13 protein-coding genes are annotated in these 14,848 nt (G+C 50.7%); all 13 read right to left on the bottom strand.

Going from position 1 to position 14,848, the window contains the following annotated elements; all coding sequences use genetic code 11:
- The coding region (locus ACOJS8_RS05355) for an acyltransferase family protein (RefSeq protein WP_420147502.1) at positions 1-612 on the bottom strand (612 nt) is incomplete at its 3' end.
- A 174-nt stretch (positions 613-786) separates the two neighbouring features.
- Positions 787-1,248 (bottom strand): DUF5675 family protein, encoded by a 462-nt coding sequence (locus ACOJS8_RS05350; RefSeq protein WP_420147501.1) that lies wholly within the window; start codon positions 1,246-1,248, stop codon positions 787-789.
- A 6-nt stretch (positions 1,249-1,254) separates the two neighbouring features.
- Complete coding sequence (locus ACOJS8_RS05345; protein ID WP_420147500.1) at positions 1,255-1,995, bottom strand: hypothetical protein; 741 nt, start codon at positions 1,993-1,995, stop codon at positions 1,255-1,257.
- A 102-nt stretch (positions 1,996-2,097) separates the two neighbouring features.
- The gene (locus ACOJS8_RS05340; RefSeq protein WP_420147499.1) at positions 2,098-2,556 is read right to left on the bottom strand and encodes a hypothetical protein; all 459 of its coding nucleotides are present in this window, start codon (positions 2,554-2,556) and stop codon (positions 2,098-2,100) included.
- Between the two features lie 38 nt (positions 2,557-2,594).
- Positions 2,595-2,867, bottom strand: coding sequence for a hypothetical protein (locus ACOJS8_RS05335; protein ID WP_420147498.1), 273 nt, complete (start codon positions 2,865-2,867; stop codon positions 2,595-2,597).
- A gap of 7 nt (positions 2,868-2,874) precedes the next feature.
- Positions 2,875-5,907, bottom strand: coding sequence for a hypothetical protein (locus ACOJS8_RS05330; RefSeq protein WP_420147497.1), 3,033 nt, complete (start codon positions 5,905-5,907; stop codon positions 2,875-2,877).
- A 75-nt stretch (positions 5,908-5,982) separates the two neighbouring features.
- Complete coding sequence (locus tag ACOJS8_RS05325; RefSeq protein ID WP_420147496.1) at positions 5,983-7,656, bottom strand: hypothetical protein; 1,674 nt, start codon at positions 7,654-7,656, stop codon at positions 5,983-5,985.
- 28 nt (positions 7,657-7,684) lie between these two features.
- Positions 7,685-8,026: a hypothetical protein gene (locus ACOJS8_RS05320; RefSeq protein WP_420147495.1), complete on the bottom strand. Its 342-nt coding sequence runs from the start codon at positions 8,024-8,026 to the stop codon at positions 7,685-7,687.
- A gap of 5 nt (positions 8,027-8,031) precedes the next feature.
- Positions 8,032-8,643 (bottom strand): hypothetical protein, encoded by a 612-nt coding sequence (locus tag ACOJS8_RS05315; protein WP_420147494.1) that lies wholly within the window; start codon positions 8,641-8,643, stop codon positions 8,032-8,034.
- 42 nt (positions 8,644-8,685) lie between these two features.
- Complete coding sequence (locus ACOJS8_RS05310) at positions 8,686-10,188, bottom strand: hypothetical protein (RefSeq protein ID WP_420147493.1); 1,503 nt, start codon at positions 10,186-10,188, stop codon at positions 8,686-8,688.
- 4 nt (positions 10,189-10,192) lie between these two features.
- On the bottom strand, positions 10,193-11,368 hold the full coding sequence (locus tag ACOJS8_RS05305) for a hypothetical protein (protein ID WP_420147492.1): 1,176 nt from the start codon (positions 11,366-11,368) through the stop codon (positions 10,193-10,195).
- 5 nt (positions 11,369-11,373) lie between these two features.
- Positions 11,374-13,467 carry a hypothetical protein gene (locus tag ACOJS8_RS05300; protein ID WP_420147491.1) on the bottom strand — a complete coding sequence of 698 codons (2,094 nt, stop codon included), beginning with the start codon at positions 13,465-13,467 and terminating at the stop codon, positions 11,374-11,376.
- Positions 13,464-14,848, bottom strand: a 1,385-nt coding sequence (locus ACOJS8_RS05295) for a hypothetical protein (RefSeq protein ID WP_420147490.1), incomplete at its 5' end; no start/stop codon positions are given. The genes ACOJS8_RS05295 and ACOJS8_RS05300, both read right to left, overlap by 4 nt.

Here is a 14,848-nt window from a genome sequence, read left to right as displayed (position 1 = left end):
TAGCTTATAAAACAGGATGCCTGCCAGAAACAGGGGAAATAACTCGACAAGCGTAGCAAACCGTTGAATACGAACAGGCCAAACACCCATATAGTCTGCCCCGAACGCTCCATAAATAAACAGCAATGGTAAGGCGATGGATGTAATCTGGTCGATGCGTTTGAGAAGTTTGGCTTTAATCAGCACCCCTATAACGGCGTAAAACATTAACACCACCAGCAGAATCCAGTAGACGGCATCTATGTTTTTCTCGCCAAACAAGCTTTGCAACAGGGTTACGTTGGCAGCGTACTGCACAGCCAAGGCTAAACTGGGATCAATAGCGCAGAAACCTAGTTGCAAAAACACATAAATCGTCACGGCGAACCAATAAGCCGGATAGAGCCGGGCGATACGACCTGTTACGAAATCGCTACCATTGGAAACCCGTATGGCTGCCCGGAAGGTCGTGTAGCCAGAGAGAATAAAAAACAGATCAATGCCGATAGAGCCAAAATGGAGCAGTTCGGAAAACGTGTCGTTGTGATGCATGGTATAGCGAAATAAAATGACCGCTATGGCGGTTATACCTCGCAATGCATCTAGCTCAGGAATGCGGTATATTTTTTGCATAAACGCTCTAATAGGGGTGTGGAGAAATTTATTTAAAGGTAGGTAATACTACTCAAATGTAATTATGGAAATATTAGTTTTTAATTCCTTTTTAACGTCAATTTTTTGTTAGAAAAAACGCCCGGTTCAAGATGACCGGGCGTTTCGCGTACTAACCTAATTTTTACTGAAAAGCTATAGCTGATACTGCCTGATTAGTTCACAATAGATGGCTTCATTGCGTTTTACGGCAGCCCGAATGTCACTGAGCAGGGAGTCGTACAGTTTTCTTGACTCCCAGACTCGTAAATAACCATTGGCGTCTTTATTGAACGAGAGACCGGGTAACAAACACCCTTCCGTATCCGTCACATAATTGCCCGGATGAATGCGAATTCCGCCAAAGCCTGGTACGTTCAACAGTTCCGGCATGAGTTTGTTAAACCGGGTGGAATGCGTGAGTTTAAGCTGGTACCGTCCCGATGGAATCGCCGTACGGTTTTTCTTTTTAATCTGGCTGATTTCCGAAAGGCTCATGGTGTTCATTAGGCCACGGTCCGTATCTTCCAATACATAGCCTTTCACTACGTTGTCAACGACGACTTTGGAAAGTGTCGATTCTGTTCCTTTCTGGAATCGAATGATTTGAATGTTCATGATTGGTTACGGTTTGCGGGTACGAACCCGGCCAGCGCGTATGTCATTGGCCGCTTTCTGTAGGTCTTTACCCAGATTGATGTTGGCAAACTTCTTATTCCGTTTCACCTCTTCCAGCTTATCCGCCATCGTATTGTAGACGGCACTCAGATCATTTTTCAGATCAGCGTTGTCGGCCGTCAGCGTCTGATTTTTCGAGACCAGCGTTTTATTCTCGGCCGCTAGGGTGCCAACAGCCGAGGCCTGTTTCTGATTAGTTGAATCCAGAATCGCTATCGTCCCGGCCATCGTTGCCACAATACCGTTTGTGGCGGAATCATTGACAGAAGTTGGTAGCAGCCCCAGCCGTTGACGCATCACACCCAGATCAGCCGCCTGCTTTTTCTGAATAGCGGTCAAACTGGCTACGTGCTCATAATTCTGTTGATCCCGACGGGCAAACGCTTCCTGTGCTTGCAACCCCGCAATCTTGGCCAGTTCCGCTTCGTTGCTCTTTTCTAGCCTCCCTTTTTCGGCCAGCAGGTATTTATTCTCCAGCCGGGTACTATCGACCTTCAATCGATTTATCTGAAGTATCGACCGGCTTAGTGAATCCCGAGCCGAACCCAGATAACTTTTCAGGCTGTTGATCGTCGTGCTGTTGTCAAAAGCCAGATACACCAGGTAGCTGATCCCCCCGATGGCAAGCCCGATCAGGATAACTTTCCAATGTTGGCGAAAAAATGTACCGATTAATTGAAGCCACATAATTTTACGAGTTGGCCAGATGGGCCAGTTTGAAGAGGAGTAGGCCTGCCATCAGCAGCAGGCCACACACGACGTACATGAGCGGATAAAACAGACGATCGTTCATTTGATCCAGCGAGTAATCGTTTGCTCCATTTTTACGTTCAGCCCAACCAACGTCTCCCGGATACCCTGAGTAATCTCCTTGGTGTCGGCAACCTCACTGGTTAGTTCTTTGATCTTTTCACCCAGCGTTTCCGATAGCGCTTTGTGCTGTAATTCGAGCGTTGTCGTCCGTTGGCTCTGTTGATCTCGCCAGGTGTGCCATTCGGCTTTTTCCTGCCGATTGGAGGCCTTGAATTCGTTCAGACTATCCCGAATGGCTTTGATTTCAGCCGCTTCGTACTGCTCCACCTTTTCAGCCGGTCGCTTTATGAAGGAGTGAACCAGAAAGCCAGTCACGCCGGTAGCCAGGCTCATGATGATGGCTTGAATTAACGAGGCCGTTCCACTCGAATCGTGAGCGATGGCCACCGCAGCCGACTTGTCGACTACGTGTTGAAGGAGCAGAGAAAAGTTCATGTTCGTTACGATAGTAAAATGGAGGGTACTCAATAAACCTATGAGGTCGTAGCGGGTAATGGATTTTCGACCTGTGCTACGTTCAGGTAGTAGGAAATGACGGCGCGAATCAGCAGGCTCAAGCCGCCCAGCATGGAGCCAATCAACGGAATGAGTAATTCGACTTTGCCCCCGCCGTACCACGTAGCCGCTGCACTAACGCCCGTACCAGTGATCGATACACCGGCCAGGGCTTCCAATCCCACCTTGGCGGCTCCAAGGTGGGCAATGGTCTGACGTTTCAGTTCAAGAAGTTTGGGCTGTTGTTCCATTGGGTTATTAAAATGTATCGAAACGGAAGTTGATAGGATTGATCAGGTGCCCTCTGGTGGAGCCGGGACTACCACAGTGAAAGCGCAACGTTTTCGGATTGCCTGCCACCGCGCCCGATTGGAAAACCGCAACCGTAACCGGAAGGGAATCCCCGTACGTTACCGTGATGGTGCTGTTGCTCTGGCCAACAATTCGGAATAGCTGAGGCTTGGAAGCGTACCGGGCAAACGATTTGGCATCCTCAGCGCGAACCGTTGTATTGTTGGCCTTCAGGGTCATGATGCCGCTTGGATCATCTCTGGAAAAGCGAAAGATTTCTTTACCGGTATCGTCTAACACACTTATCCAGTTTTCGCCTAATTCACTCCCTTCTGGATAAGTTAACTGCCCTTCAATTTTCCAGTTGATGCCAACGTTGGTGCCCAGATCGCGAAATACATCCCCCGATTGACTGGCTGACGAAGGCCGGAACTCGATCCATAAATCCCGATCGGCCTGCTTATACGTCGTCTTGTTGGTGACCACACCCCAGCGGTATTTGACAACGCCTGACACATCGGTCGATTGAACGACGTCCGTTGTGGGTGTACGACTCCACCCGGCCGTCCCATCGGCTACCGCACCCGAAAAAGGCAGCCCAGCCATTAGGTCAATCCCTGCTTTTACAGGCATGGCCGTTTTGGCTTTTGTAATCGCGATGTTGTATTCCTTACTCGACGCCAGGGTATAAATACGGGTCATCATGCTACCCCCGCGCAGGAATTCGTCACAGTTGGCCTGGTAAATATCATCCCCCACCTGTGCCCAGCTGGAGTTGATGGCGTTACCAGCCGCCCCGAATGGCGCTTCCTCAATCCAGCTTACATCAGGCAACACCACACCGTACTGACCCAGTAGCAAACCGGATTGGTGGAAATGAGCGGTCATGTGCGTTTGCTCATTCTTCCAGCCCTCTCCATTGAAGCCCCAGAATATGTGTTTGCCAACGCACTGCATGACGTTACCGCCGTAGTTGATACCATTTCCGATATCATAATCCCCCATCGGATAGGCTCCTACGTAATTGAACAGCGTAGAGGGGGAGGCCTTCCAAACCCATTGGTTGTTGCGGAGTGCCCCTAAGTGGAAGCCGTTATTTCGTATCGGATTGGTTTGATACGTACCAATGTTGAACGTAGCAATCAGGCCGTTTTCCGTTAGCTTGTTTCGCCGAATGAAAACGATGAGCGGATCATGTACGATAATAACAGGCGTGGTCAACTCGGGTTCTGCATTGGCGTAAACCGGGTTGTTGTTGCTGAATCCGGTAAGCGCCCTTTTCGAATAGACCGACGATTGGCCAATTCCCCCCCAGGTCAATATGGAGACTGACCCATCAGAGTTCAGAACGTGGTTCAGGTTCGGGAACGTAATTCCAGTATTACGTAGGATGCCGCCCGTCACTAATTCACACAAAACCAACGTAGCGCCATTTCGATGCATACAGTAGGTTCGGCCGTTACTAAGCGTCACCACGTCCCGCATCCGCCAGTATTTATCATCCAGCGAAATGGCCGGAACACCAGCCGCCCAGTTGCGTTTTAGCTTCCACGAACCGTTCCCATGCTGCAGAGGCTTGGTGTAATCGACTTCAAATTCCAGGTAGAATATGAATAGCCGTTTGGGATCATTTAGATCCGTCTGGGTGGTATAATGGAAACCGATAAACTGAACATAATCCTGAAAGACCAGATTCGAATCGAACAGCTGAGCGCGAAGGTTTCCTACGTCACCCACCCAGATTTTACCATCTTCCTGATACGCCAGCCACGCCACCGCTGAGCCCCAGCCCGGCGTATTGGTGTCCAGTTTCTTGGTATTAACAAACCAGAATTTATCGTTGGCAACCTCGCTGCTGGTCGAATAGCCGCCTTCCTGCCCGAGTGCAACCCCTTCAACGCCCGAATCAGGATTGAAAAATCTGATTTGGTGCTTAGGATGCTTATCCAGAACAGCGACTTTCCCCGTCGACGGATCAATCGAAATGCCATCCGGATTGACCAGACCGGCCAGTGTCAGAACCGGCGTCGTGTTAATTACTCCGCTGGAATTGATGCTGTATTTGGCTACGGTATTGGTAGCCGAGGTGACCCAGATAAAATTGTTATCTTCCGAAAAGAAGATATCCCGCGCGGAAGGAATGGTAAATTCCTGATCATTCCCGGTCGTTTTATTGTACGTTCGAACAACGTTGCTTTCCGGAATCGCTACAGCGTAAAAATCCCCAGTACGTTGTACGGAAAAGCCTTCAATTAAACCGGTTCCCGTGACTACGGCACTCTGATACGTCGTGCCAAGTGGACTACCACTGACAAACTTTTGAGCGCCCTTGGCTAGGGGTGCCTCCGTATCAGAACCCCGATTGACCGCAACAATGCCATTAGTCCCGTCATTAAACTGACCACAGTAATAGACCTTGCCGCTGTCGTGGGAAACGTATCGAGCACTTTGACCGTGGTTGGGCCAGATGCTGAGCAAAATCCTCGTTTGCGGATCGTTCAGGGCAAACTTCATGTGACCGCCCCGGCCTTCGCAGTAGCCGACAGCGACGTAGGCAAAGCCATCCACGATAGTCATTCCCGTGAAGAATTCGCCACTGTGGTAAATCGTCGGGCCTGACTTCAGCTTGGAGGTGTTGCCGACGGTGCCAATAACGTCGTACTGTATGTTGTTGGCTATAATCTTCAGGGTGTACGCCTGATTTTCCGCAACGGCGTTCCCATTATCGTCCTTCCAGTCCCAGGCCTGTTTGACCGAATGCGTTCCCGCTGGATACGTTACGCCACTCCAAAGCGTACGGAGTAGCTTTTCGCCGTCAAACACGCCAGCACTCGTACGCGCCGATTCCGTAAGGGCAAAACTCAACGAGTCACCAACACTAACCTGAGTCTGGGAAACCAGTCGAGCAATAGCGGTCGAACTCCCAATAGGTTTTAGCAGAGCCCGTGTTCCGGTTGACTTTAACGGAACTACGAGCGACTGAGCACTTACACTGCTCACGATTGTAAGCAGTGTAAGGCAAGCGGTTATAAACGACTTTATCGGTTTATCAAACATGATTATGTCGTTTATAGCTTAGTTGACCAGAAAGAAACCAACCGTCGTCTCGGCTGTTGGTGCATCCAGATTGATTGTAAAACTGCCAGCCGCCCGAACGATATTTTTGATACGTGCGGTCGAATCGCCAGTCAGAATAACTGGAATGATTAGACTGGTTGCTGTGGCCAGGGAATTCGTAACCGTGACGCTCGTAGCGCCAGCAGCCACCTGAACCGACCCGGTTGGCTTATTGATCGTTTGTGAAGCGGTTGTACCTACAGCTGTATAGGTCGAGGCAAAAACAAACTTACCTGCAGCTGTGAATTGGAGCAGTGAACCGCCCGTCTGGCCGTTGGCGTTAATGTTAATTAAGTTGCCAACGTGAGAGGCATTTGAGCCAATAGTCAGTGGTGTAGCGTTGGCATTGAAGCCGTTCAAGACTGCCGAGTTGTCTGATCGGAACGGGCCGTTTGCCGTAACGCTCGAACCGAGCCGAAGCGCACCACCCCCATACGTATTCGTAATTTCCACGTATGAAGCCCCCGAGTTATCGAGAACAGCTAACTTTGCGATTCGGGCCGTACCCGCAACCAAAGTTCCAGACGTAAGGGTCGAATTCGTCGTTATCGGACTTGTTACGTCAATGGTCGTTGCTCCCGTTACTGACCCATCAACTATGGCATTGGGGCTCCCTCCACCTACGTTATAATTTGGAACATTAAGCGTATTTGTCCCTGAATCATAAGTTGCCGGGCCGCTTGTGCCGGTGGTTGTAAGGGTGAGTGCTGTCGAACCACCACTAGGAAGCGTTTTCCAGGTACCATCACCCGCCAGATACGTACTGGCCGACGTGGTTCCTGATCCCAAACGGGCAGGCGCAATCGTACCCTGCGTAATGATCGAACCGTTGATACCCGTCAACCAAGCTGGATACTGATACGTACTTGTGTTTTTGACCAGCGTTAAATCATACGCAGGCTTAACCTGCATATCCCCCCCGACTGTCAAATTAAGTGTTACATCGTCAACCCCAGGACCGTATTTTAAAATAGCCTGTTTTGTCGTTAAGGGATTCATAGCCTTGTCGGTAACAGTACCCGCTTCGGCTTCCGCTTGCGAGGCATACGTTACACTGCCGCCAGATCCAGCCGGACCCGTTGGTCCCGTTGGCCCTTGAGGACCGACCGGCCCTTGTGGACCTGTGGCTCCGGTTGCTCCGGTGTTTCCGGTATCGCCTTTCGGACCTTGCAGACCCGTAGCCCCTTGCGGCCCGGTAGCTCCCTGTGGCCCAGTTGATCCAGTCGCACCAGTTGGCCCCTGTGGACCCGTGGCCCCCGCTGGTCCCTGCGCACCAATCAAGCTCACACCAGCAGGCCAGGCTCCATTGGCTTTGGGGCCATACAGCATGGACGTAGCGGTATTCAAATAAAAATCACCATTCACTCCGGCCGACGAGTTAGGGGCCGTGGTACCGTTGAGAATGGTTTTCCCATCCGCGCCGTTGGTGCCAGCCGTTATGTTGGCCAGCTTACTAATCTCAGCGGGAGACATTAACCGATACCCCTGAAGTTTGCGAACAAACAGGGCCGTATCCGATATGTTTAATTTACCCGATTTTAAGGCCTTCAGCAGACCTTCAACCGAACCGGGCGTTTGGGCATGGCTGGCAAAACCGGCCAATACAAGAAGAAGACTTAGTACTTTTTTCATGTTACGATAGGTAATTGGAAGCGCTTGATTAAAGAAGAATACCAACCAGGAAGATTTCGCCAGCAAACGGTGTTGGCACGGATTCGGCCAGCGTCAGAATCGCTATGTCAGCCGAGTAATGCTCTACCTTGAAAGAGGCTACCTGAAAGCCTTGCGAATCGATTAGCTGGGCCATCAATCGAAACTGATTGGTCGACCAGCCCATTACCTGACCGAAATTGTGCTGGGCCTGCATACTCGTTCCGATGTTGATGGAGACGGGCAGTACTTTGGCGTTGGGCTTGCCGTTGACCGCATCGGCCAGGGCTCCGAAAAAGGTTTCGTTTGCCGCATCGCCGGTTTTTAAACTGGGAAGTTTGACTACGCTCATGATGATTAGTTGACAGTAAATGGTAAGACATAAGGAACAGCGAGTTGCACAGGCTGATTGGGTGACGATCCGTCATTACCGGTCGGACCCGTGCCGCCCACCACGAACGGAATCGTATAGGGTAAGCCAGTTTTGGGTGGGGTAATCGGCCCCGTTGGAATGGGTTTCCACAACAGCCCGTCGAAATACTCCAGCGTGTTATTGACGTAGCGGGTTTGACCCGGCTCGTACGGTGCATAAGCCACGCTGAGGGCGATTTGCGCGATCGGCTGAACGGCAATCGAAACGCTCTGGCCAGCGGACCGGTTGGTGGTCTGCCGACTACCGATCAGCGCCCCGGCAATGACTTTGCGCTCATCAAACCGGATCTCCTGATAGCCCAGCGCCGGATAGTCCAGACTGGCCGGATAGGTCAGCTCGATCACCCGACCCGTTACCGATACGGCCGGTTGCAAATCACTTTCCAGCGCATCACCGCCCATCCGGATAAACGCCTGACTGTTGACCGTGCTGGGCATGGGAGACGTACCCAGCACGGTGAGTTGTAGCGTAAAAGCGTTGCCTAAAAACAATTGGATATCCAGGGTGGTCACCTGGTCACGAATCAGATTAGCCATGCGTGTTTTTTAAGAGGATTGGTTCAAAGAGAGTGCCATTGGCTAATCAGAAAAAATGCAGAAGAACGAGTTTGGCGGCCAGAATAATTCGGGCTGTCCAGGTATATCCATTAGCTGAATGGATGGAAAATCCCCGTTGTTATCACAGAACTCAGCTTGTGGAGGCATGAAACCCATAGCCACCCATGCGCCTGTAGAATTGTTATAGAAACCATACACTTGCGGTATGAAATCTTTATAACAATCCAGCGTGTAAGACCCACGTATGGTATTCGTTGTTGCCCCTGCCTTGACTTTTCGTACCCGGCAATTGAATGCCTTGTCTATCAAATTGCCTCCAACGTGGTCTGATGCCATACGAATACACCGGGCAGCATCATCATTCGCGTTGAACACGCCGTTAAATTCGGGCATATAGCCAGCACCGTCTGGCTGAAACTCGTACCCCCATTTTTTTTGTGTATAGGGCTTTCCGTTGCCGACGAGTTTTACATTCCACATGTTATCGGGCAATACGGTGTTGTCCGTGCCATACCTTATGCAGTCACTCCACACCATCCGAGCGGGTGCCCAGCGTTGAATCATGGCTCCGTACCCTTCGGTATAGCCATAAGACTGCCGGTTGTGCGCTCCATAAGGAAGCGATAGAATCCCGATTGGTGTTTTTACGTTGTCAACAACTTCTGAATGGCCAAGCAATTGCTTTCCCTCTTCCATGTAATAGTCCATGACGACGCCCTTTGTGGTGACTTGGTTCGAGGTCATGGCCTTCGCGCATAGCTCAGCCTGCAAGATCATTTTAGTAAAGGCCTGCCATGCTTCGCGCTTATTGAGCCAATATGAGGACGTTATGCAGATGCCCTTGTATCGCCATAACTCAAGTTTATAATACCCGATATAAACACCTTCATTTTGCTTCAACCAATTAAGCACCGCGTCAGGTCCAGCATTTAAAGCGTTTTCTACATCCGTAAGGTTACGTTGTCCATAGAACCAATCCTGGAGGTCTATATCGGTAGCATAATCATGCACATAGCCATAGAAGCCCGTAAACCCTTCGGCTGCTGCTTGCGCTTCCAGCTTGATACGGAAGTATTTACTGATCCACTGAATTTGTTGTGGTGAATAATCCTGGGTTAGCCGCCAGTTAAATGAATCGTCGTATGCTTCAGCGGCACCAATCGTTATGGCCGGGACTTTACCGCCTTTTCGGGCAAAATACCAATCAACGTAATCTTTACAATCCTGCTCAGACCATTGATTGGTGTATTTATTGTTTTTAAAATCCCGTAAGTCTCTCGGATTTTCGGTGAACTCGGATATTTTCTGCCAGGGCGTACCGAATCGGCTTTGGATATCTTGCGGATTGACCCCGACCTTGTATCCTACATGACTAACCCCCTTATCTAATAAAGTTTGATCACTGTAATTTTGGCGCACATTCTTCATGTGAAAAAAGCCGTCAGGCATGTGCGTGGTGCCTCCCAACGCATGATAATTCGCAATCATGCCCGGGGCAAATTTGTATTGACTTGCTATCTTCATTGCCTTAGATGAGGTAGAAAGAAACAGAGGTTAAATCAGTAGGATTGTTTTGTGCGTTATCTCTGGAATCCCCATTCCAGGGAATAAACCAGCGAATCGTATAGACCATGCCCCCAACGAATTTGTAGATGCTTAGGTCGTTGTTTTTGATCCATTCGTCGTTTATCTCAATCCATGCCTGCTTGTTTTGTACAGGCCAGTTTTTGGGATTAGGCGCGATATTCTCTATGGTATAAATCCAAAGGCCATTAATCAGATTAAGCGTTTTGATTTTGGGTTGAAGCCGATCAGGGTTCGTCGTATCCCACATGTATCCCAATTCGCCAGCAAACACGGTTGGCAGATAATCACCCGTGGCATCGGCCGTTGTAGCATTTATCAACGAAACCACTTTTTCCAGCGCAGCCCCTGTGATGGCAGCCTTAACCTTAATCTGGAGGTTGTTCGATATGCTGTTGGCCGCAATCGTTAATTGACCCGATGCGTTTATTGATGTGCCGCCCGGCGCTCCTTCTAGGCTCCAATTCACCGACTGGTTATAACTTCTAAAAGTCCCATCGGAAAGATTTTCAACGACATTGAACGTCCCGCTCTGGCCTTCAGTAACGGAGCCCGAGCCCGTAATGGAACGGCTTACCACCGTTACGTTTGGATTTTCACCACCACCGCCCGTGTTTAGTAGGTTCGTTTTTGGCCCTAATGCGGTAACCTCCAGATTCGCCGTTTTGCTCTTTCCGTCTTCGTCGGTGAGCGTTGCGGCATAACTCCCGTCGGGAATATTACCGAAATACGCACCGTGACTTTTTGACCCCTGGAACAGCGTAGCGTTTTGGTTTTCGCTGGGGTTAGTCGTCATAATTCGGCTGTTACTCGAAGGAGTAGCCGTGCCGTTTCGACCCGTGAGGGTTACGGTTAATTGACCGACTCCCTGCGCGTAGAATAGCAGCGCTGAACCATTGTAGCGGTCCACGTACCATTCGTAAAACTTCGTCGCTGCAGGAATTGAGCACCCTTTGGCCCCCAACGTGTACCCGGCCAGCGTTGGCGTATCCACTAGTTCATTGATATTAATGCTACCCACGGCTGGACGATCCGCACAGGTTGCTGAAAGAGCAACCGGGTACTTTTTTTTCTGTCCGTTGGAGAGCTTTACCTCCCAATACTTGTTAATTGGCGGCATGACAGTTACGGGGTTACGATGGGTCCGTTTCCGGGATAGATTTCAATGAGCGACTGGTCAGCGTTTGGCATGGTGACGGTACGGACCACGTTGTTATTTGTGTCACCAATTTTGCGGAGGTAAATGGTAACGGTCGTGCCTGGGCTTATACCGGCCAGTGACGCATTAAGCGCGGTGCCAAAGTTGGAATAAGCCCCCATGGTCCCATTCTTGGCAAGGGCATACTGGAAACCGACGATGGTAGCCGCTTTTAGTAAGAACTGACCGCCTGATGCCCCCCACTGCAGGTAGGTTACCCAATTGACATGAATACTTTGGACGGTTTTCTTAACGACAATTGTTTCGGTTCCTAACTTCAGCGTAAAAGTGATACGCACCTGCCCAGAGTATTCAATTGCGCCAGCTGGAATAGCGGTTAAGGCTTTGTTGGTATCGCCCTGGCGAGTTATAACCATACCGTTCGGGTAAGAACCGTCAAAGCCCCACGTACCCGCGCCCGTATAAGCGACGGGATTTTGTCCCGCCTGACGGATCATAATAGCAAATTCAGAAACGTCACCTCCTTCCGTAAGTGAATCGGGTCCAATAATCTCGTAAGTAGCCGAACCGATTTGGCCGACGTTGCGCGCCATTACTTCTTTGCTGAGCAAGGTATTGACGCCAGAAACAAGAAACTGAAGTGTAAACGGCGTATTTATGTTGATGCTGCTGGCGGCAATGTTGGCATTCGTGGACGAGTTGGTTTGTCCGGCTAAGCTAAACCCTGGCGGAACGGGCGCTTTAATTGACCACTCTCCCGAACCAGAAAAAGCCCCCCGGAACCCATCGGTATAAACAGCAACGATACTAAAGAAACCGCTTTCGCCTTCGGATATATCATCCGTACCCTGAATCTCGTAGTGATCGATTGTGGGATTAGGGTTGGGGTTTACGTTTTCAATAAACTCGTACAAATCCCCTACTTCAATAATCGTTACCGCTTCGGTAGCATTAATAAGTGTAACGCCCCGATCGGTCGTATTTGCGGCACCATTATACGTATATGAGGCCCGAAGCGATAGATAATCATTCGACTCTACCGTATTGTCAGGCACCGTGACACTACCCGTATTTCCATTAACCTGAATGTTGGTATTTGGCTTATACAGCAAGCTCCACGCAACCGGATCAGGGAAGGTACGCCAGCTGCCGTCCGACATTTGTTGTTCGAGCTTGTAGATGGTCGAAAGCGTCCCTTCCAGAATCGAATCAGGCCCAGCAATGCGGGTAATGGCCGTCGGGGTAACCGTCGGTGTCGTGCTGCCACTTTTCTTCTCGATGCTTTCCGAGCCGTCGGGCAAGGTCACCCAAACAGCCTCTAATCCGGTTTGCGTCGTAGCCGCCGTGGCCGGCCGAATAAACTGGGCTGCTTTAACAGGTAAGGTCGTTACGTTGCCAACCTCCGTGACCTGTTGTAAATTCTGATCACCTCCTTGTCCAGGGCTTGCCGTTAGGGGTACATTCACTAGCAATACCGCCTTTTCGATTGTGTTCGATGAGCCGCTGTAGGTTAGCGTAGCCCGAACCGAAATAGATACATCATTGCTGATACTACCAGCCGGAACGCTCAGGTTCGCTTTGTTGGTCCCAACCGACGTAAGTTTGACTTCCTGACTGGGTACACCCGACGTATTCCAGGTGGCTGTACCAGGGAAAGGCTTCCAGTTGCCATCCGAAAACTGCTGTTCAACGAAATAAGGCGTAATCGCCGTTGCTTCAGGAACCGAGTCCGCTCCAGTGATCCGGAAGTAACCCGATGGCGTAGGCAAACTATTGCCCTCATCCTCACTGAGCGTTCGAAAGCCGCCGTATTCATCAAAAACAATCCGGCACAGTTCCGCATCGGGCATGAGCAACTCATGTTCAGCGGTCAGCAAATAGACGACGCCCGACTGGAACGGGTTGTTGTCAAAGTCAGCGGTAAAAACCGGGTTCTCGAACTGTTCCCGTTTGGCGTACTCTTCAGTTGCGCTATTGTACGCACCCAGAATAGCGAACGTAAAGCCCTGCGTACCAAGGCCTCCTGTGTTCAGGGTTATTTTTCCATCCTGTACAATCATTTCAGTAAATCGTCTAGTGTCAAGGCAAGTTTTCGTAATCGTGAGGCAATCGTTCCTTTCAGCACACCGCCGACGTACACGTTAGCTGTCAGCTTACCCCTTCCATCGAGGGGCGTAAATCCGTTCTGGCTGGGAATCGCTTTAAGGTTGGGAGTCACGACGCCCAGCGCGATCAGGCGCTTGAGCAGCTGATCATCTTCCCGGAAATTCTTCTTTTCAGCGGGTGAAACCGGGCTGCCGTCTTCCCCCTCAGCCATCGGTAACAGGCCATCGGGCGTATCCCATTCTTTCACAGTCTGGGGCAATCCGGTTTGATCGGCCATGAGCCGTTCAGCGGAAATACTATGACTACACTCATCGACAATCCATTCCCAGCGGGTCAGAAAGGCTTTGCCCAGATCCGCCATATCGTCGGTCGTGAGCATCGTGAGCGGCCCATAAGGCAGATCACCTAATAAGTCCCCTTCGATCTGTTTGGCGGGAAACATGGCCTGTTTGGCCTCATGCTGGGCAATGGTGGAAAGCAGCGTCATACCCCCCGCTATGCCATTGCCCGGCGCGGAAACGTTCGCGTTGGCTTTGAACCACAGCCGGGTAGGAACACCACTGATGTGATACAGGGTACCGACCCGCCGTTCGGGCTGGGCTACGGCTGGTACGTCCCCCAGCTGAATGGTCAGAGTGGTGTCCTTAACCGATTCGCCGGGCCTGACAATGGTTTGCTGGGTACCGTTCAAGCTCAAGCCTTCCTGACTGGTTTCCATGCGAACCCGGGCGTATTCCACTTTTGGCGGAATATTCGGGTTGGGCTGGTCCAGCAGTTCAGCGCGTCCCAGATAAATGATGATGGAATACACCCGGTCGATAGCGGGTAATTCCAGATTCAGATCTGCCCAGCCGGGCTTGGTTTTCTGGACGCCATCGACGGTGTAGATGTTGTAAAACAGCGTAGCCACCGAATCGGCTTTTTTCAGCTTACTAAACCGTATCCACTGGCCATTGGAAAGTAGATACGGCTCATCATCGCGCTGAATAACCACCCAAACTTTAGCGGCTCTGACTTCACTTAACCGAAACTGCGCCTTGATGCGACGGGTCATAAACACCCCATCTTTATTTTCCAGGCTTCCCGCTGGATAGTCGATCCGACAGTAAACTGAGGGTGTAGCGCCATTGATTTTCTCATCACCCCCGCCAATGATCACCAGCTTTTTAGGATCAACATCCGTTCCGGTCCCCGTGACGTAGCGTTCATTGTTACCCATGTTCTGGGATGTCCAGCCAATGGGCAGGCCCGTCGAATCGACCTCATCAAACGTTGGCACTTCGCCCAGACTGGCCCCAAATTCCTGGGCAATACGTACGCCTGGCTTGGTGGAGC

The sequence above is a fragment of the Spirosoma sp. genome (genome assembly GCF_048594605.1).
GTDB lineage: Bacteria > Bacteroidota > Bacteroidia > Cytophagales > Spirosomataceae > Spirosoma.
This window is presented reverse-complemented; position numbering and strand designations above follow the sequence as displayed.